Annotated in this window: 22 protein-coding genes; 12 read left to right on the forward strand and 10 right to left on the reverse strand. The window is 61.4% G+C overall.

Annotated features, from left to right (window positions below):
* The first annotated feature begins 5 nt into the window (after positions 1-5).
* Genes flgK through AC04PH_RS01530 form a run of 3 tightly spaced genes read left to right on the forward strand, consistent with a single transcriptional unit; the run spans position 6 to position 3,552 of the window.
* Positions 6-1,442, forward strand: a complete 1,437-nt coding sequence (gene flgK, locus AC04PH_RS01520; protein ID WP_483063976.1) for a flagellar hook-associated protein FlgK — start codon at positions 6-8, stop codon at positions 1,440-1,442.
* A gap of 2 nt (positions 1,443-1,444) precedes the next feature.
* Positions 1,445-2,446 carry a flagellin gene (locus AC04PH_RS01525; RefSeq protein ID WP_483063977.1) on the forward strand — a complete coding sequence of 334 codons (1,002 nt, stop codon included), beginning with the start codon at positions 1,445-1,447 and terminating at the stop codon, positions 2,444-2,446.
* Between the two features lie 32 nt (positions 2,447-2,478).
* Positions 2,479-3,552 (forward strand): flagellar basal body P-ring protein FlgI, encoded by a 1,074-nt coding sequence (locus AC04PH_RS01530; protein ID WP_483063978.1) that lies wholly within the window; start codon positions 2,479-2,481, stop codon positions 3,550-3,552.
* A gap of 152 nt (positions 3,553-3,704) precedes the next feature.
* Here AC04PH_RS01530 and fliP read toward each other — a convergent pair whose 3' ends face one another.
* From fliP to fliF, 4 genes are read right to left on the reverse strand one after another with little or no spacing between them, the layout of a single operon-like run.
* On the reverse strand, positions 3,705-4,433 hold the full coding sequence (gene fliP / locus AC04PH_RS01535) for a flagellar type III secretion system pore protein FliP (RefSeq protein ID WP_483063979.1): 729 nt from the start codon (positions 4,431-4,433) through the stop codon (positions 3,705-3,707).
* A gap of 1 nt (position 4,434) precedes the next feature.
* Positions 4,435-4,734, reverse strand: a complete 300-nt coding sequence (locus AC04PH_RS01540; RefSeq protein ID WP_483063980.1) for a FliM/FliN family flagellar motor switch protein — start codon at positions 4,732-4,734, stop codon at positions 4,435-4,437.
* The gene (locus tag AC04PH_RS01545) at positions 4,731-5,288 is read right to left on the reverse strand and encodes a FliH/SctL family protein (protein WP_483063981.1); all 558 of its coding nucleotides are present in this window, start codon (positions 5,286-5,288) and stop codon (positions 4,731-4,733) included. Before AC04PH_RS01545 ends, AC04PH_RS01540 begins: the two co-directional genes overlap by 4 nt.
* Positions 5,289-6,842 carry a flagellar basal-body MS-ring/collar protein FliF gene (gene fliF / locus AC04PH_RS01550; RefSeq protein ID WP_483063982.1) on the reverse strand — a complete coding sequence of 518 codons (1,554 nt, stop codon included), beginning with the start codon at positions 6,840-6,842 and terminating at the stop codon, positions 5,289-5,291.
* 127 nt (positions 6,843-6,969) lie between these two features.
* On the opposite strand from fliF, the gene AC04PH_RS01555 reads away from it, so the two are divergent.
* From AC04PH_RS01555 to motA, 4 genes are all read left to right on the forward strand, one after another.
* On the forward strand, positions 6,970-7,461 hold the full coding sequence (locus AC04PH_RS01555) for a flagellar basal body-associated FliL family protein (protein WP_483063983.1): 492 nt from the start codon (positions 6,970-6,972) through the stop codon (positions 7,459-7,461).
* 9 nt (positions 7,462-7,470) lie between these two features.
* On the forward strand, positions 7,471-7,827 hold the full coding sequence (locus tag AC04PH_RS01560; protein WP_483063984.1) for a hypothetical protein: 357 nt from the start codon (positions 7,471-7,473) through the stop codon (positions 7,825-7,827).
* Positions 7,827-8,384 carry a MotE family protein gene (locus AC04PH_RS01565; RefSeq protein ID WP_483063985.1) on the forward strand — a complete coding sequence of 186 codons (558 nt, stop codon included), beginning with the start codon at positions 7,827-7,829 and terminating at the stop codon, positions 8,382-8,384. The genes AC04PH_RS01560 and AC04PH_RS01565 overlap by 1 nt, the downstream gene beginning before the upstream one ends.
* A 75-nt stretch (positions 8,385-8,459) precedes the next feature.
* Positions 8,460-9,329, forward strand: coding sequence for a flagellar motor stator protein MotA (motA, locus tag AC04PH_RS01570; protein WP_483063986.1), 870 nt, complete (start codon positions 8,460-8,462; stop codon positions 9,327-9,329).
* Between the two features lie 8 nt (positions 9,330-9,337).
* On the opposite strand, the gene AC04PH_RS01575 is transcribed toward motA, so the two are convergent.
* Positions 9,338-9,658, reverse strand: coding sequence for a hypothetical protein (locus AC04PH_RS01575; RefSeq protein WP_483063987.1), 321 nt, complete (start codon positions 9,656-9,658; stop codon positions 9,338-9,340).
* A 123-nt stretch (positions 9,659-9,781) separates the two neighbouring features.
* Between AC04PH_RS01575 and AC04PH_RS01580 the strand changes: the two genes are divergently transcribed.
* From AC04PH_RS01580 to AC04PH_RS01600, 5 genes are all read left to right on the forward strand, one after another.
* Entirely contained in the window at positions 9,782-11,479 is a 1,698-nt protein-coding gene (locus tag AC04PH_RS01580) for a hypothetical protein (protein ID WP_483063988.1), read from the forward strand.
* A gap of 176 nt (positions 11,480-11,655) precedes the next feature.
* Positions 11,656-13,686, forward strand: coding sequence for a flagellar biosynthesis protein FlhA (gene flhA / locus AC04PH_RS01585; protein WP_483066128.1), 2,031 nt, complete (start codon positions 11,656-11,658; stop codon positions 13,684-13,686).
* A complete protein-coding gene (locus AC04PH_RS01590) occupies positions 13,683-14,462 on the forward strand; it encodes a flagellar biosynthetic protein FliR (protein WP_483063989.1) in 780 nt (259 codons plus the stop codon). The genes flhA and AC04PH_RS01590 overlap by 4 nt, the downstream gene beginning before the upstream one ends.
* Entirely contained in the window at positions 14,459-15,538 is a 1,080-nt protein-coding gene (locus AC04PH_RS01595; protein WP_483063990.1) for an EscU/YscU/HrcU family type III secretion system export apparatus switch protein, read from the forward strand. Before AC04PH_RS01590 ends, AC04PH_RS01595 begins: the two co-directional genes overlap by 4 nt.
* Positions 15,535-15,912 (forward strand): hypothetical protein, encoded by a 378-nt coding sequence (locus AC04PH_RS01600; RefSeq protein WP_483063991.1) that lies wholly within the window; start codon positions 15,535-15,537, stop codon positions 15,910-15,912. Before AC04PH_RS01595 ends, AC04PH_RS01600 begins: the two co-directional genes overlap by 4 nt.
* Before the next feature lie 23 nt (positions 15,913-15,935).
* On the opposite strand, the gene AC04PH_RS01605 is transcribed toward AC04PH_RS01600, so the two are convergent.
* From AC04PH_RS01605 to AC04PH_RS01625, 5 genes are read right to left on the reverse strand one after another with little or no spacing between them, the layout of a single operon-like run.
* Positions 15,936-16,469, reverse strand: coding sequence for a flagellar basal body-associated FliL family protein (locus tag AC04PH_RS01605; RefSeq protein WP_483063992.1), 534 nt, complete (start codon positions 16,467-16,469; stop codon positions 15,936-15,938).
* A gap of 21 nt (positions 16,470-16,490) precedes the next feature.
* A complete protein-coding gene (gene flgH / locus AC04PH_RS01610; RefSeq protein ID WP_483063993.1) occupies positions 16,491-17,222 on the reverse strand; it encodes a flagellar basal body L-ring protein FlgH in 732 nt (243 codons plus the stop codon).
* A complete protein-coding gene (gene flgA, locus AC04PH_RS01615; RefSeq protein ID WP_483063994.1) occupies positions 17,209-17,625 on the reverse strand; it encodes a flagellar basal body P-ring formation chaperone FlgA in 417 nt (138 codons plus the stop codon). Before flgA ends, flgH begins: the two co-directional genes overlap by 14 nt.
* Positions 17,622-18,407 (reverse strand): flagellar basal-body rod protein FlgG, encoded by a 786-nt coding sequence (flgG, locus tag AC04PH_RS01620; protein ID WP_483063995.1) that lies wholly within the window; start codon positions 18,405-18,407, stop codon positions 17,622-17,624. Before flgG ends, flgA begins: the two co-directional genes overlap by 4 nt.
* A 9-nt stretch (positions 18,408-18,416) precedes the next feature.
* Positions 18,417-19,133, reverse strand: coding sequence for a flagellar hook-basal body complex protein (locus AC04PH_RS01625; protein ID WP_483063996.1), 717 nt, complete (start codon positions 19,131-19,133; stop codon positions 18,417-18,419).
* Position 19,134 lies beyond the last annotated feature (1 nt).

Raw genomic sequence — 19,134 nt, forward strand, 5'->3', positions numbered from 1 at the left:
GCTGAATGAGTATTTCGAGCGCCTTGAATGCGGCGGCCAGTGGCCTGGCGGCGAACGCGCGTCTGGCCGACGTGACCTCTTCCAATATCGCCAACGCATTGACCGATGGCTACGGACGTCGCACGCTCGACCTGTCCGCCCGTCAGGTGGCCGGAGGTGTCCGGATCGACGGCGTCCGACGCCATTTGGATCAGGACATCATTGCCGACCGCAGGCTTGCCGACGCGCGCCGTGATGGACATCAGCGCGGTCTGGACGGGTTGCAACGCATCTCGAACGCCTTCGGCACACCGGGCGCGGCTGACACGCTGTCCGGCAGGCTGGCCGCGTTCGAGGCGTCGCTGATCGAAGCGACTGCCGATCCCGCATCGGACACACGTTTGAATGCCTTGCTGAACCGACTGGAGGCCGTAACGGATGGGTTGCACAGCAGGACCCGGTCGGTTCAGGATCAGCGCGCTGCTGCCGATGCCGCGATCGCGCGCGATGTTCACACCCTGAACACCGCGCTGGTCCGCGTGCATGACCTGAACACCGATATCCAGAGGCTGAACGGAATCGGGCAGGACACATCCGCCGCGCGTGACCTGCGGCAACAGGCGATTGACGAGATTTCGGGCATTGTTTCATTGCGTGAAGTGGACCGCGGCAATGGTCAGATCGGCCTTGTAACGCAAAGCGGCCACACTCTGCTTGACGGCACAGCGGCACAGTTTGCGTTCGATCCGACGCCAGTGATCGTCGCCGATATGACGCTTGCGTCGGGTGCGCTGTCCGGCCTCTCGCAAAACGGAACTCCACTTGATCCTGCCGATGGTTTTGGACGTTTGGCTGGCGGATCGCTTGCCGCTTCGTTTGCGCAGCGCGACGCGACGCTCGTCGAGATCCAGAAAGAGCTCGACGCCGTGGCAGCCGACCTTGCCGCCCGCTTTGCGGACCCGGCAACTGATCCGTCCCTCGGGTTTGGCGACGCCGGATTATTGACCGATCGTGGTGCAGCAGTCGCCGCAACCTCGCTGGAGGGGTTGGCGGGACGGTTGCAAATCAACGCACGTGTCGATCCTGCAAACGGCGGCGCGGTTTCGCGCCTACGCGATGGCGTACAGGCACCGACGGGCGGGGCCGTCGGCAACGCGGAACAGCTGAACCGATGGATCGATGCGCTTCGCGACCCGCGCGCCAGCGGATCGGGATCGGCGCTGTCCGCCGCTGGTCGTATGACCGCACTGCAGGAAAACGTGCACAGCCTTCGTACAGAAGCTGCGACCGAGGTGTCGTTCCAGAACACGCGCTGGGCGACCCTGCGAGATGCCGAATTGGCGACCGGGGTCGACACGGATCAAGAGCTTCAGCAACTCCTGCAGATCGAACAGGCCTATGCGGCGAATGCACGCGTCATTCAGGCTGTGGACGCCATGATGCAACGCTTGATGGAGATTTAGCGATGACCCTGATGACCATCGGTGACGGGGCACGGCAGTACCAGCTTGCTCGCCATAGTGGCGACCTGAAAACACAGATGAACGCGCTTTCCAGCGCTTTGTCGAGCGGGCGGTTGGCCGACCCAGCACTGGCGCTTGGCGGTTTGACGGCCCCGGTCGACGGAATCGCGCACAGCCTGCGTCTGCTCGAAAGTTACGACAGCAGTGCACGCGCCGCATCCCAACGGCTGAACACTGTGCAGAACGTGTTGCAATCTGTCGATTTGTTGCGTGAAACGCAGGCAGGCGTTCTCTTACCGATTACGCGAAGCAGCAGCGACGCACAGATCAACCTGGCCGCGCAAACGGCAGTGGCCGCATTTGCCGATACCGTTGCGCTGATCAATACCCGGTCCGATAACCGGAGCTTGTTTGCCGGCGCTGCGTTTGACCGCCCCGCGCTTGCGCCCCCTGATGATATCTTGACGGAAATCGCGGGTGCGGTGTCAGGTGCCACGACAGCAAGTCAGGTCGTTGCGGGGGTCGACGCGTGGTTTGGCGACCCCGCGGGATTTGCGGCGACGTCCTACCTTGGCGACACCGGTACCGCGTCACGTCAAATGTTGTCCGATGGTGTGACGATCACAGCAACCGTGGCGGCCGATCAGGCGGAAATCATCAGCGTGTTGCGCGGCCATGCGCTCGCCGCTCTATCGGGCCAGCTTTCGGGGCTCGATCAGGGTGAAAAGGCTGCGCTGTTGGCGACCGCCGGTGTTGCCCTGCAAAGTGCGGCGACGGATATGGCGGCAATTCAGGCCGACATCGGAGTGTCGCAAACAAGGGTTTCCCGCGCGCAGGTACAGAATTCGAGCGAACGGCAGGCGTTGACGGAAGCGCAGAGCGGCTATCTCGCTGCTGATCCCTTTGAAACCGCGACCCGATTACAGGCCGTTCAGGTGCAACTGGAAACCCATTTCGCGATGACGGCCCGCATTTCGCGTCTCAGCCTGAGTGCCTACCTGTGAAGCGCGGGTTCATCGCGTTCATAGCGGCCAGCATGACGCTGGGCACCTTGCCGGTCGCCGCATCCCCGATCCGGCTGAAGGATCTGGTGGAGTTCGATGGTGTCCGGTCCAATGATCTGGTCGGCTACGGGTTGGTGGTCGGGCTGAACGGCACCGGTGACGGGCTGCGCAATGCACCTTTTACCGAAGAGATCATGTCGAACATTCTGGAGCGGTTGGGCGTGAACGTCACGGGCGAGCAATTCCGCCCCAAGAACGTGGCCGCCGTGATCGTGACCGCGAGCCTGCCGCCCTTTGCCCGCGCGGGCAGCCCCATGGATGTGACGGTGTCTGCCATCGGTGACGCCAACAGTTTGCTGGGTGGAACACTCATCATGACCCCACTGAACGCGGCGGATGGCGAAATCTATGCGGTCGCCCAAGGTACGATCATCGCTGGTGGGGTGACTGCCGGTGGCGACGCCGCGACGGTGACACAGGGTGTTCCGACTGCGGGTGTCATCCCGTCGGGCGCGACCGTCGAACGCGAGGTCGACTTTGATTTTGCGGGTCTCACGACGCTTAGGCTGGCATTGCGGACACCTGATTTCACGACAGCCGGCCGGATTGAACAGGCGATCAACGCAAATTTCGGGCACCAGGTGGCTGTCATGATGGATGCGGGCACGGTCCAGTTTGACATTGCAGCGACCCGCATGGCGTCGCCGGCCCATGCGCTGGGCCGGATCGAGAATATCCTTGTCGAGCCAGAGCGGCGCGCCCGCGTCGTGGTGGACCAACGATCCGGCACCATCGTCATGGGCGAGGATGTCCGGATCAGCCGGGTCGCCGTCAGCCAGGGCAACCTGACGCTCCGCATCGAAGAGGCACCGCTGGTTTCGCAACCGAATCCGTTTTCGCCCAGCGAGACGATCGTGGTGCCACGCACGGCGGCGGCGATCACAGATGAGCCGGGGATTGGACTGGCCGAAGTGCGCGAAGGCACATCGCTCAGCGAGGTGATCGCGGGGCTGAATGCCCTGGGCGTCGCCCCGCGGGACATGATCGATATCCTCAAGAGCATAAAGGCGAGCGGGGCTCTGCACGCAGAGTTCATCGTACGTTAGACATAAAACTGTGCTTGTCGACGATGGCAGAAGCGCGCCCGTTGGCGGAATTTGTCATGCGGTGAGCTGGTTCTGGCGGTATGGTCCAGAAGCAAAGCACAGTTGAGGATTGGCTTTGCGGCTTCGGTTTGTGAAACAACGGTGAATTTCGGTCAGGTATAGCTTCGCACCAGCCCCGCCGCGATCAGTGCCCAACCATCCGCGACCACGAAGAACGCAAGTTTGAAGGGGAGCGACACGATTGCGGGCGGCACCATCATCATCCCCATCGACATCAGAACGGCAGCGACAACCAGATCGATGATCAGGAATGGCAGAAAGATCAGGAAGCCGACCTGAAAGGCCCGTTCCATCTCGCTCAACAGAAACGACGGGACGAGAACCGACAACGGCGATTGCACCAGCGGGGTGTCGCGTGGAAGTTCCGGCCGTAGCGCCGCGAGTGTTTCGAACGTGTCCGGCGCGATCCGGTCGATCATGAAACCACGCAGCGGTGCCATGATCGGTTCGAACGCAGTTTCGATCGTCAGCACCCCGTCGAGAAGCGGCTGGACGCCCGCGCGCCAGCTTTCGGCAAAGACAGGCTCCATCACAAAATAGGTGAGGAAAAGCGCCAGGCTGACCATGAGCATGTTCGGCGGCGATTGCTGCAAACCGATCGCCTGTCGCAGAATCGCGAGGACCGTCACGATGAACGGAAAGCAGGTCACCATGATGGCGATGCCGGGGACCAGGCTCAGCACGGTAACTAGGACAAGCAGTTGCACCGTGCGCGCGGCGAGCGACCCGTCGTCTCCCAAAGACAACGACAGATCCTGCGCCGCGACAGGTACGGCTGTGACCATCAGAATTGCCGTCGCGATGAACAGAAACCGGATCATGTCAGGTCAGATCGCCTTCGTGCACGATGACCTCGGTCAACCGCACCGCAAGTGCGCCATCCGGTCCGTTTTCGTCCTCTTCCAGTTCGCCCCGGGCGATCAGGCGTTCGCCGACGTAGAGTTCGACCGGGTCGCTGATCTTCCGATCAAGTTGCAGAACCGCGTTTTCACCAAGCGTCAGAACGTCACGGATCAGGGGGCGCGCCTTGCCGACGGACACCGTAATCTCGATCGGAATGTCCCGCAGCGGATGGGCCTGGGCCGATGGCAGGGCGCCTTCAGTAGGTGGGGCAGACATCATGCGCTCCTTTCCAGGGCGGTGGGTATTGCATTGAAAGCGTCGGCGATGGCCGCGATGGCGGCTGTGGTATCAAGACAGGTTTCTCCGGAGCACGTACTAATAATCGTGGCATGTTCCGACAGGTCGGCGTCTGCCATGATCACCAGATCGGGATGATCAGAGTCGGCCAGCGCGTGTTCGAGCGCGGGCTGGCGCGTGGGGTGTACGCGCAGAAGGGCAGGTTTTGACGCGTCCTGCTGAGCCGCAGCCATGAGGATGTTGTGAAGCTGCGCGACCTCGCTAAGCCGGGCGATATCCGGCAGAATCTTTTCGATCACGAGATTCAGGAACGGATCCAGCTGTGCCAGCACATGTCTGCGCGCCTCTGCAAAGGCGAACGAGGAATCGGCGATATCCTGAACAAGTGCCGCACTGAGAGTGGTTTGTTCTGCGTCGAAGGCCATGCGCGCGGCGATCTCCCCCGCCTCAAACCCGGCTTGGTAGCGTGGATGGTGTACCGGGTCCGGCGCGGGCTGATCGCCCGTATCGCCAAAACTTTCAAGCGCCAGTGTCATTTAGGTCTGCTCCTGCGGTGCGGGATCTTCCATCCAGCTTTGCAATATCTGCAGCGTCTCGGTTTCCCGCGCGGCGATAGTTTCGCGAAGCCGGGTGACCGGGTCCGCCGCCGGTGCAGTGGCTGTCGCATCTGAAATCGCTGCAAGCGTTGCGGGCTGGGCCTGTGGCGGACCCGCCTGCCCCTCGATCAGGTCAGGGGCGGGCAGCGCGGGTGGTGTGCGCTGGGTCAGGATCGGTCGCACGACAAATAGTCCTAGAATGAGCGACACCAGTGCGACCGCGGCAATCTGGATCACGCGCATCGGATCAAGAGGTGCGGCCTGTGGGGTCGCGGCCTCGGTGCCGGGAAATGTGACCGGTTCGAACGGGAGCGATTCCAGCGTCAGTTCATCTCCGCGAGACGCATCGAATCCGACTGCGGAACGGACCAGCGCGGCCAGTGCCTCAAGTTCTTCGGGGTCGCGTTGTTGTGTTGTTACCGTGCCGTCCTGCGCGATGCTGGCCTCGTCGTTGATCAGTACTGCGACAGTCAGGCGTCGAATCGCACCGGGGTCGCGGCGCACCTCGCGCTGGGTTTCCGAAATTTCGAAATTTGTAAGCGCACGCGTCTCGCTGCTCTCGTTCTGCGTACTGCCGGCATCCGCACCGGCGTCGCCATCAGGCAGGTTCGATGCCACGGTCACGTCGCCGCCGCGGTTGTCGGCCGACTTTCCGGTGCTTTCCTGAACGTCCGTGCTGATCGCGACACGGCTGTCCGGGTCAATGATCCGTTCCGATATCGTTTCCGTATCCATTACCGTTTCGACGGATACCTCGACGATGGCATTGCCTGCCCCGACCCGGGCCGCCAGCAGGCGTTCCGCCCGGTTGCGCAAGGCATCCGCCACATCCATACCATCGACCTGGCCGGGTACGGCGGTATCGCCCGACAATAGTCCGCCATCATTCCCGATGACCGCGACATCGGCCGGGTCGAGCCCTGTGACGGCGGATGCAATCAGGAACTGAAGTGCGTTGACCTGACGTGCAGGCAAATTCCCGCCCGTGGTCTGGATCGAGACGGCCGCCGTCGTCACCTGTTCGCGTTGGAAAGGTCGTCCGACAGGTGCAGAGATATGCACACGAGCGGCGCGAATAAGCGGGTTGGCAACGATCGTGCGGGCCAACTCGCCCTCTTTCGCGCGCCAGTATGCGGCATCGAACATCTGTGATGTAGTGCCAAAACCCGACAGACCGTCGAGCAGTTCGTAACCTTCTCCGCCGCTCAACGGCAGCCCGTCGCTGGCCAGCGAAAGACGCAAACTATCGCGTGACGCGGCATCCACGTAAATTGCGTTGCCCCTGACCTCGTGGGCAACGCCGCGCTGCTCTAGCGCCGCGATGACGTCACCTGCCGCACCGGCCTCCAGTCCTCCGAACAGCAACTGGAATTGAGGCGCCCGTGCACTGCGTACAAGAAATGCAACGCTCGCCAGAACCGCGATAACCGCCAGAAAAGCGATGATGCGGCGACCGACGGTCAATGCGGACCATGTCTTGAGGATGTTCTGCACGTCCGGTTCTCCGTTGTCACCGATGCGTTCTGCATCCGGTGACTCGCTTTTGCCCGAAGGGGCTTAACAATCGGTTAGGGCTTAGCGGCTTATGGTCGGCGAAACCGGCATGAAGGAGAATCCCTCGATGACAGCCGCCGCCGATCCTGCCGAACCTGCCAAAAAGAAGCGGTCGGTTGTTCCGATGTTACTGGCGCTTGGCCTGTCCGCTGCCGGGGCCGGCGGTGGGTTCGTATCCGTGCAAATGGGGCTTTTGCCGTTTGGCACAGCCCCGGAAAATGCGGATCATGATGCAGAGCCGCCGGCGACGCCTCTCCCTGACATCGCTTTCGTGCCGCTCGATCCGCTTGTCGTCTCGATCCCGACAGACAGCGGTCGCAGTTTCCTGCGGTTTTCGGCCCAACTTGAAGTGAGGCCCGCCTACAGGGAAGAGGTCGCCGCGCTTGCGCCGCGCATGATGGACGTTCTGAACGGATATCTGCGTGTGGTCGAGGCCGAAGAACTGGAAGACCCCACCGCGCTCGTGCGTTTGCGGGCACAGATGCTGCGGCGGCTTCAGATCGTCGCAGGGGAAGGGCGGATCCGCGATCTGCTCATCATGGAATTTGTTCTGAATTAGGAGTGCGACATGCTGTTCATCGCCGATATCCTGTTGGCCGCAGGGGCGCTTGGCGCCGGATTTTATTGCTACATTCTTTCTGCCCGGTTGCGCCGCTTCACAGATCTAGAAACCGGTGTCGGCGGCGCAGTGGCGGTGCTGTCGGCGCAGGTCGACGACCTGTCGCGCTCGCTCAAACAGGCACAACAGGCCGGGCAGGGCCCGTTGAAAGACTTGCGTCAGGCGACGGAGAAAGCCGAGGCGGCGGGCCGACGTCTCGAATTGCTTCTCGCGTCACTGCATGACCTGCCCCAGCCTGCGAAACCCGGGTCTGACACCAACCCGTTTTTCGTCAGAAGGCCGGATGTCGCTGGGGCGCGACCCTGATGGCTGGCAAAGGGATACGCGGGAACACGCTTCACGTGGTGGCAGGGCTGCTGTTCGTGTCGGCCTGTATTCGCGGGCTTTCCGCCGCGACGCCGGTGGCAGCACAGGATGTCGCGCCGCCGCCGGTCGCCCTACCTGTCGCCGAAGTGGTGGGGCCAGCGGAACTTTTAGCCGCGCTGGCGGATCGTGAGGAAAGACTGGTGCAACGAGAAGAACAGGTCGCTGACAAGATTCAGGCCCTTCGCGTATCTGAGAGTGAAATTGCCGAACAAATGGTGGCCCTCCAAGAGGCGGAGGCGGCGCTGCGTGCGACGCTTGCGTTGGCCGAGTCTGCCGCTGAAAACGATCTGGCCCGACTTGCCGTCGTCTATGAAAATATGAAACCCCGTGATGCCGCGGCCCTGTTTTCGGAAATGACGCCGGACTTCGCGGCCGGGTTTCTGGGACTGATGGACCCGACCGCAGCGGCCGCCGTCATGACCGAACTTGAACCCCCTGTCGCACATACGATCAGCGTCATGCTTGCAGGGCGAAATGCCGGTGTACCGGTCGAGTGATGCAGACGAAATCTTAAGGGATGCCATGCCACCCTGAAGGCGACAGAAATCAACAAGCAGCTCTGGGGTAGTGAAATGATCGGCCTGATCGGGATCGGCATTGTTTTTGTGATGGTTTTCGGCGGCTACCTGCTTGCAGGCGGCAAGATGGGCATCATCATGAAAACCCTGCCGTTCGAAATGATCATGATCGCCGGTGCCGCCACCGGTGCTTTCGTCATCGCGAACGATACCTCTGCGATCAAGCATACGCTCAAGGACGTGGGCAAGGTTTTCAAGGGACCGCACTGGCGCAAGGGCGACTATCAGGACCTGCTCTGCCTGCTGTTTGAGCTGATTCGCATCGCCCGGGCGAACCCTGTCGCTCTCGAAGAACATATCGAGGCACCGGAACAATCCGACATCTTCGCAAAGTACCCCCGCATTGCCGCCGATCACGAGGCTGTTGCCCTGATTTGCGACACACTGCGGTCGGCCACCATGAACTATGATGATCCGCACCAGGTGGAGGAAGTTCTCGAAAAACGGATCGAGGCGACGCATCACCACAACATGCATTCCACTCATGCGTTGCAAACCATCGCGGATGGTTTGCCGGCGCTGGGCATCGTTGCGGCCGTTTTGGGTGTCATCAAGACCATGGGGTCTATCGACCAGCCGCCCGAGGTTCTCGGTAAACTTATCGGTGGGGCGCTGGTCGGGACTTTCCTGGGCGTTTTCCTTGCCTACGGCGTCGTTGGACCGTTTTCCAACAAGGTCAAGGCGGTGGTCGAGGCGGACGCTCATTTTCACCAACTCATCCGCGAGGTGCTTGTCGCGAACCTGCACCGGCATGCGCCCAATATCTGCATAGAAGTCGGTCGCCAGAACACGCCCGGTCACAACCGCCCCACCTTCGGTGATCTTGAAGCTGCCCTGAAATCAGTCAAGCAGGACGCCGCATGAGGGGTCTGTTACTCGTTCTGTTTCTGGTTTTGCCGGGTCTGGTTACAGCGCAGATTTCCGTGCGAACCGGAGAGCACGCGGATTTCAGCCGAATGGTGTTTGCGATACCCGTCGGGCAGGCATGGGCCGTCAACGAAGAACCGGGCGCAATCACGATTGCTTTCCCAAACGCAGGCAACATCGACCTTGCGGGCTTTTTCGTGCGTATCCCGCAAGACCGAATCACCGCGGCAGAGGTCGCAGGGGATGAGGTCAGACTGCGCCTGAATTGTGATTGTGTGGCGGTGCCCTTCCTCTGGCGCGAGGATCGTCTCGTGGTCGATGTCCAATCCCCGCCGGTCGCGGGTGATGCATCGTCGGCGGTAACGCGGCCGTCTCGCCCGATCTTGCCCGTCATCCTGCCTAGAGACGCAGAAACGACACTGCCATGGGCGGTGAATCCGCAATATGATTTGATCCAGACTGACCGTCTGCGTGAAGACGCAAGCGGCGTGCCCACCCGTCAGCTACAGGCGCTCGAAGCCGCACTGAGACAGGACCTGACTCAGGCCGTTGCGGACGGCCTGATCAATTCCGAATCCAGCCTTGGCATATTGTCCGGGGCAATGACGACGGACCGGCAGGCTTCCGGTGCTGCAAAGGCACGCGATCAAATTCCCGGTGTCGCGATCCGCACAGCCATCGACGACGGTTTGCAAAACAACACTTCTGACGTTTCGTCTGAGCTGGACGCATGCCCGGCACATGATGAGTTCGACCTGACGACTTGGGGTGTGGATGGTGATTTCGGTACCGAGATCGCGGAGAGGCGCTTTGCTCTGGGCGAAGCCACTCGCCAGACAATGACCCTGGCCGAAATCGAACTCGCAAAGGCCTATCTTTACTTCGGCTTTGGTCGGGAGGCGGTGGCGATCCTGCAATCGCAAGGGTCCGGCGCAAATGAAAACGCGGCACTGATGACCATCGCACAGACCATGGATGGTGACTCCGTCCCGGTTCCGCTCGCGATCGCCTTCGCGGTCTGCGATGGTCCCGTCGCGCTGTGGGCCTTTCTTGGTCACGACATAGCGCCGGATTTTGACGCAGCGGCGATCTTGCGGGCTTTGCGTCAGTTACCGGGTCCCATACAGGTCCATCTCGGGCCACGGCTGTCGGCGAGATTTCTGGCAGCCGGTGATCTCCAGTCAGCTGAACTTGCCCTGTCCAAAGGACAGCAGAGCCTAGATCGCCCCACAGAGGTTTCACTTTCGGATATGGCGATCCGTCAAAACTCTGGCGAAACAGCGCCGGACGACGTTGCGCGCGAAATCATGCAGGTCGCCTTGTCCGAACAGCGCGTCGCGCCGGAGGCATTGGTCGAACTCCTACAGCTGCAGCGGCAAGAGCGGCTCTCGCCGCCTGACGAATTGCTGCAACTCGCCGCCATCATGCGATTTGAGAACCGACATCGCGCCGTCGCGGTCGATCTGGGGCGCGAAGAGATCCTTGCGCTTCTTTCCGCTGGTCGTATCGCGGCGGCTGTCGCCGTTCTTGAGCAGCTGGATGCACCTGACAACATAACCTTTCCATTGGCGGACGAAATCATGTTGGCGGCAGTTGGGGCGGCAGACGATGTTGGATTTCTGGAACTGGTGTTTGAAGAGCGTGTCGCGCCTACAAGTCCGGAAGCGCAGAATGCGGTTGCCGCCCGGCTGATCGATATGGGGTTCGCGGACCGCGCGCGTGCCATGCTATCGGACCCCGCGCGTGGCGACGATATGATGGAGCGGCGCTATCTGCGGGCCCGCGTGGCGCTCGAAACGGATCAGCCGGACCAGATCGATTCGATCCTTGCCGGTATCACGACGCCGCGCGCGCAGGCGATCAGACGCTCGGCCGCCGCGCGCGCGCAGGGGCTATATTCGTCACCCGCATCGGTTGCCGCCGACGCTGAGATCGAGTCCGAGGCTTGGCGGCGCGGCGATTGGCAGACCGTCGCGCAATCAGCGGATCCTCTACTCCTTGTCGTATCCGATCTTGCCCTGACCAGAGCCGGCACCGGTAACGACCCCGATGCGCCCCTCGCATCGGGATACGATCTGCTGGCGGAAACGGAGGCGCTCCAATCGGTCTTGGCAGAGTTGGCGACCCGGTATGAAACACCTGACTGAACCGCGCTCCACGACTTGTTAACTCTCGCGGTGCTAGACCCGTCGCAACGGCGTGCTCAACACCACGTCCACGCGACGGCAAGAATTGCGGGCGCGACATAGACAGGAGCGCAGGCGACGTGCCGCATCAACTGACCAAGCTGTTCCAGCCGACAGTGCTGCTGGCCCTGGCCCTCATGGCGATCATCGTGATGATGATTCTGCCGGTACCGGCATGGGTTCTTGATGTCGGTCTGGCCGGGTCGTTCGCGCTTGCCATCCTGATCTTTACCGTAACCCTGTTCATTGATCGCCCTCTTGATTTTTCCGCATTTCCGACTGTCCTCTTGGCGTCGCTCATGCTCCGGCTTTCATTGAACGTCTCGTCGACAAAGCTGATTATCGGCGAAGGCCACACCGGTACCGATGCCGCGGGCGATGTAATCGAAGGATTTGCGAGTTTTGTGATGGGCGGGAACGTCCTGCTTGGGCTCGTTATCTTTTGTGTCCTGCTGATCGTGAACTTCGTCGTCATCAACAAAGGTGCGACCCGCATGGCGGAGGTTGGCGCGCGTTTCGCGTTGGACGCGATGCCGGGCAAACAACTGGCGATCGACAGTGACGTCGCCGCCGGCGCCCTGACCCATCAGGAGGCGAAGGACCGGCGCGAACGCGAACAGGCGGAAACGACCTTTTTCGGCTCACTGGACGGTGCGTCGAAGTTCGTGAAGGGCGACGCCATCGCGGGCTTGCTGATTACGGTCCTGAATCTGGTGATGGGTCTGGTCATCGGCCTCTCGGTGCACGGCATGCCTTTGTCGCTGGCGTTCGAGACCTATGCGATTCTGACGGTTGGGGATGGTCTCGTTTCACAAATCCCCGCCGTGGTCATTTCTATCGCATCGGCCCTCTTGCTTGCACGCGGCGGTGCCAGCGGGGCGACGGATATCGCGTTGATCGGGCAACTGGGCCGGCATCCTGCGGCACTCGCAACCGTTGCAATCCTGATGGCGCTATTCGCCATCGTGCCGGGCCTGCCCTTTGTTCCTTTCCTGATCGGCGCAGTAATTCTGGGATTATGCGCCCTGCGCGTGTTTCACGGCCGCCGCGTGTCGCATGCGCGCAGCATATCGGCGCAGGACCGGGAGGTTGCACCGCCGGCGGCATCACTGGGTGATATGCTCGACCTTGACGATATCCACGTCGAGTTCGCTCCTGATCTGGTCGATATGGTGCTGGATCCGGGCACGGGCCTGGACGCGCGCATTTCGAACATGCGGACCCATGTCGCGACGACATACGGGATGCTGCTGCCCGATATTCGATTGACCGACAACGTGACGCTTGACGAGGGCACCTATGTCGTGCGCGTACACGGTGTCGAACAGGCCCGCGATCGCCTGCGCCCCGGTCGCGTTATGGCCTTGGTCGCTTCCGACGAATTTTCCGACATTTCCGGCGATGCCGTCGATGAACCCGTCTATGGCGCGCCTGCACGATGGATCGCGCCGACCGAGCAGGAAACGGCGGTGCTCGCCGGAGCGACAACGATCCAGCCCGAGGAAGTGCTCGCGACCCATCTTCTTGAAATCGTGAAGAACAACTTTGCCAAGCTCCTGACGCACAAGGCCCTGCGCCGGCGACTGGAAGAGATGGTGAACCTGACCGATCAGGCACGGGCCGACGCGAACCGCAAGATGCTTGACGAGATGATGCCGGATAAGGTGCCAAGCGATATTCTTCTCGCCGTGCTGCGCCTTTTGCTTGAAGAACGTGTGTCGATCCGAAATCTGCCACTGATTATCGAGGCGACGGCAGAGGCCCGCCCGTTGCACAAGACGATTGAGGGGATCGTCGAACACGTGCGCCAACGGCTCGGGTTTCAACTGGTCGCCGATCTGCGCCGGCCTGATGGAACGATCCCGCTGATCCAGCTTGCGCCGGAGTGGGAAGACACGTTCGTCACTTTCGAGATACAATCGGATAGAGGCGGCGGTGACATCGCACTGCCGCCGGACAGCTTTAACCGGCTGGCTGATGGGATTTCGGAAAAGCTGGGGAACGCGGCGGACAATGGTACCTATGCCGCAGTCGTGACGTCGATGCGCAGGCGCAGGTTTCTGAAAACTGTGATGGCCGCAAAGGGGCTGCTGCATCCGGTCCTGTCATTCGAGGAAATCGGTGTCGATGCGCGCCCGGCACTGGTCGGGATGGTACCCGCGGCATGACCGATCTAGTGCTTCTGCTTGCCACGTCGCAGGGTTGGCTTTGGTCGGGTTTCGTCGTTTTCATCCGGGTTGCAGCCATGTCGGCACTCGCGCCGGTTTTTGGCGAACAGAGCGTCCCGGTCCGGGTCAAACTCGCCGTTGCGGTCGCGTTCACTATGATCGTCACTCCGACCGTCAGTGAAACAATACCGCCAACCGTCCCGGACCTGAGGCAAGGTGCGCTGTTGCTGGCACCCGAAGTCGTGACCGGTCTTTTTCTGGGTCTTCTCTTGCGGTTTTTCGTCCACGCCCTGCAGATCGCCGGGGCGATCGCCGCGCAATCCACGTCGCTTGCGCAGATTTTCGGTGGCACCGCCGGGACCGATCCGCAACCGGCGATCGGGCATCTTCTGGTGATTGCCGGACTGGCGCTTGCCGCTCTTGCGCAGCTGCATGTCATGCTGGCCGCGTTTATTCTGCAGAGCTACGAAATCATTCCGGTCGGGGTTTTGCTGAACAGCGAAACGGTGCTTCGACTGGGGCTTGAAGAAATCGGCCGGGCCTTCGCGCTTGGCTTTTGCCTCGCGGCCCCGTTTCTGATCGCCTCACTGGTCTATAACGTGACGCTGGGCATCATCAACAAGGCCATGCCGCAATTGATGGTGTCATTCGTCGGCGCGCCTGCCATCACCGCCGGTGCGCTTCTTTTGCTGACACTCGCTGCGCCGCTGCTCCTGTCGACCTGGTTTGCCGCGTTCGAGGTTTTTCTGTCACAACCACCCGGCGGGTTGCGATGACGGCGACGGACGATACGGAAAAGCAGTTCGACCCGACCCCGAAGAAACTTGAAGACGCCCGCAAAAAGGGCGAGATCGCGAAATCGGCGGATCTGACCACGGCTGCTTCTTACGGTGGCTTTCTTCTGGCGGCGGTCACGGTGGGTGCCGGCTCGCTGTTGGCCCTGGGCACGACACTTTCCAACATCCTTGGCCATCTTGACCTGATATCAGAGCAGGTGTTTTCAGGTGCCCCCGCCCCGTTTTTTGGCGGTATGCTGTGGGACGTGGCGTTGGATGTTGCGCCATGGGCCGCATTCCCCGCAATCGCTGCGCTACTGTGCCTTTTTGCCCAGCGCGGCGTGGTCTTTGCTCCATCGAAACTCGCTCCCAAAATGTCGCGAATTTCTCCGGTCAGCGGTGCCAAAAACAAATTCGGACGGCAGGGCTGGTTCGAATTCGCAAAAAGTACAGTGAAACTTGCGATCTACTGCATCGTTCTTGGGGCCTTTCTTGCCGCACAATCCGACCGCCTGATCGCCGTCGTCCAACAGACCCCGGGGCAGATCGCGTCTTATCTGGGCGAAATGGTGATCCGACTTTTGGCTATCGTTCTGGTGATCGCGACCGCCTTGGGCGGGGTCGATTTCCTGTGGCAAGCAGCGGAACATCAGCGCAAGAACCGGATGTCGCGCAAGGAAATTATGGATGAAACCAAGCAGGCCGAGGGCGATCCGATGATGAAACAGCAGCGCCGACAGAAAGGAATGTCGCTTGCAACCAACAAGATGCTGACCGAAGTACCGCAGGCAAGTGTGGTTGTCGTGAATCCGACCCATTTTGCCGTCGCCCTGAAATGGGACGCCGCCGCCGTATCGGCGCCGGTCTGTGTCGCCAAAGGTGTCGATGAGATTGCCGCCCGGATCCGCGAAGTCGCGGCGACAAGCGGCGTTCCGATCTACAGCGATCCGCCCACGGCGCGCGCGATTCACGCAACCGTCGCGATCGACGCACCGATCGAAGTGACCCACTATCAGGCCGTCGCCGCTGCCATTCGTTTTGCAGATGCCATGCGCGCCCGGGCGTTGCGGCAATGACCGCGACCACCGATCTTGGCAAATTGACGCGACTGATCGACCTGTCCTATCAGTCAGAGCAGGCGGCCCTTGCCCGTCTGAACCAGCGCGAGGAAGACATCAATCGGAAGTTGAAGGAATTACGGGACGCAAGGTTTGCCCCGTCCGTGGGCGGACCTGCGGAAAAGAGTGGTGCCGATCTGCGTTGGCACAGATGGATCGATCATCGCCGTGAAATCATGAATACTGAACTTGCCCAGATTCGCGCATTGAAAGAGACCCAAATCGGGAAACTGCGCTTGGCATTCGGTCGCCGGCAAGTGGTTAAAGGCCTCCGTGACAGACAACACGCAACGACAAAATCGCGAGAGCTGCGCCGAGAAGACAGCCGATAAACGCGGGCGCTGCCACAGTGTCTCTAGACGTCTTGCCGCACGATATCGAGAATCAGAATATCCAGGATACGATCACCGGCCGCACGCTTGGCGCTTTGCAGCAGTTCCTGGCGCAGTACGCGCATGTTGGACGCGGTCGTGAAGTTGTCATCGAAGCCGCCTGCATTCGCGTGGGCGAACATCACCTGAAGGAAATTGTCGCGCAGGCGCGGTTCAAGTTCGAACGCGGCCTCGATCCCGCCATAGGGTACTTCCAGGCTGATCGACATGACGACCAGACCATGGACCTCGCCTTCCTCGACGAGGGGGACGACGAATTGATTGGCCAGTTTGGCGAATTCGCTGGTCGCTGTGGCGTCATGATCGTTTTCGGAAACGTCCTTGGCATGTTGCGACGCAGGATCACTCAGGTCAGGGTCGGCGCAGGTGCAATGCATTGCGTCCGCATCCTGCGTCGCGTCGCTCGCATCTGAACCCGGTTGCACATACAGTCCGGCCGCGACGCCGGCTCCGGTCCCCAGAATGAGGAGTATGATCGGCAAGAGCAGGCGCTTCATCGCGACCTCCGTTTGGGGCAACTAGAAAGGTAGAATGGCTTCAAGAGCCTGCTGGCCGTATCGCGGTTGCTGAACATCTGTGATCTGGCCACGCCCGCCATAAGAGATCCGCGCGGAGGCGATTTTGTCGTAGGTTATCTCGTTCTGGCGGGTGATATCCTCCGGTCTGACATATCCAGTCACCTGAAGCTCCCGCAGTTCGAAATTCACCCGAACCTCCTGATTGCCGACGATGGACAGCACGCCGTTCGGCAAGACATCGACGATGGTCGCGGCGATCCGCAGCGTCAGCTTTTCGTTTCGGCGAACAGACCCCGCGCCATTGGCGTCGCTTTGGGAACTCAGCTGTACCGCATTGGCCAAAGCGGCCCCTTCGGGCAGCCTGTTGTCGATCCTTTGGGGCAGGCCGAACAACTCCGGCACGCCAAGCTGCTGCGACCCGGAGCGTGACCGGTCGGTCGTGTTGGAAAATTCGGCCTCATCGTCGATTTCGATTACGACCGTCATGATGTCGCCGCGCGTCATGGCGCGTCGATCACCCAAAAGCGAGCCACGGTCGCGGGTCCACAGGGAAGCTGCCTGCACCGGCGCGCGCGGCAACGCCGCAAGTGTGGCCGTATCGCTGTAGGTCGCGAATGCGGCTTGCCCGTTGGCGACATCTGGCGCTGTGAACTCAGGTGCGCCGCCGATGGGTGTGGAACTGCATCCGGCACAAAGCGCAAAAATGGCAGCCAGAATTCTATTGCGTAACATAAGCTGCTCCATCTGCGCCGATCCGCGCGGTGACGGTCGTGCGGGACGCAAGATTCATCACGCGGATCAATTCACCCGGCCCGGCCCTGTCGAGCGCGCGCCCCTCGGTCGCGATGACCAGCCCGGCGCGATCAAAGATGAGCGGCACGATCTGGTTGCGATTGACGACTGCCGGCGTGCCCACATCCGCTGCGCGAATGGGGCGACCGGCGAACAGCGCGATGCGCGTTTCCTGCCCGACGATCATTGCCGGATCGGCGATTCCGCCAGGGACGGTGTGGTCCTGGATTGCCAGATCGTCCGGCGAGATGATCGTTTGGGCCGGGATCGTTCTGACCGGCACGACCACGTCTGCCGCGACAGGCCCGGCACACGCGATGCAAAGGATGGTCAGACGGATCATCTGACCTGCACCATGGCGCCAAGCATCTGGTCGGCGGCGGTGATGACCTTGGAGTTGAGTTCATAGCCGCGCTGCGCCTCGATCAGATCAGTGACCTCGCGCACCGGATCGACGGAACTGTCCTCGAGAAATCCCTGCCGCAGAACACCCAGACCGTCCTGCCCCGGCGTCGTCACGTTGGACGGACCGGATGCCGGTGTTTCGATGAACAGGTTCGAGCCGATCGCCTCCAGCCCCTTCGGGTTCGTAAATCCGGCGACCGTGATCTGCCCCAGAAGCTGCGGCTGGATCTGGTCGCTGAAATAGCCGTACACCTCGCCCTCTGCATTGATCGAGATCGACCGCGTGTCGCTGGGTATCGTGATATCAGGCACGACCGGAAAACCGTCCGATGTCACGATCAAACCGTCGCCGGTGCGTTTGAGCCCGCCGTCACGGGTATAGGCAGAGCCGCCGTTTGGTAGCGTCACTTCCAGATATCCGGGACCTTCGATAGCGATGTCCAGATCACCACCGGTCTGGGCCAGCGCACCCTGTTCCAGCAGCATGGAAACGGCAGTTGCACGCACACCCAGGCCCAACTGCACGCCCGTCGGCAGCACCGTACCGTCCGCCGCATTGATCGTGCCGGGCCGTGCAAGCTGCTGATAATGAAGATCCGCGAATTCGGCGCGCCGCGCGTTGTAGCCGGTTGTGTTCATATTCGCGAGGTTGTTCGAGATGACCTCGACCCGCATCTGCTGCGCGGTCATGCCGGCCGCCGCAATCTTGAGTGCACGCATACCGTTCTCCTATCGGCCCAGGGCCTGAATGACGCCGCGCATGCGCTCGTCTTCTTTTTGCAGAAACGTCTGTCCCAGTTCGTAGGCACGCTGCACTTCGATCATGCGGGCGACCTGCAGCGTGGGGTTGACGTTGGATTTTTCAAGAAAGCCCTGCAGCAGGCGCCCGTCCTGTGCAGGAGCAAAACCACCGTCGGCTATGAAAACCGTGCCGCCGGCGCGCCGGAGTCCACCCGGGTCGACAGGCATGACAAGCCCGATTTGTCCAATGGGCTGCCCTGCCGCGCTGATGGTACCGTCAGGGGCCACCGCAACCGGGCCGAGACCCTGCGGGACGAAGACGGCGGCGCCCCCTGCATCGAGAACCGGGTGCCCGTCGGCGGTCACCAGATCGCCGTCTCCGTTGGGCGTAAAACTGCCTGCGCGGGTCAGCCGCTCGCCCCCGGGTGTCATCACGAGGAAAAAGCCGTCGCCTTCGATTGCAAGGTCAAACGGGCCGCCTGTTTGATCGAGCGCCCCCTGCAGGCCCGACGTGTCGCGCACGCTGCCAGATGCCATCGACAGGGACGACTGGCCGGGGCCAAGCCGGTTGATATGTTCGGCGAACATCATCCCTTCGGCGCGGTAGCCTGTCGTCGTTGCATTCGCGATGTTGTTCGCGATGATCTGAAGCTCTTGCATCAGGCCCGATTGGCGGGTCAGCGCGGCATATGTCGCATTGTCCAAA

It is taken from the genome of Yoonia sp. KMU-150, from assembly GCF_056858355.1.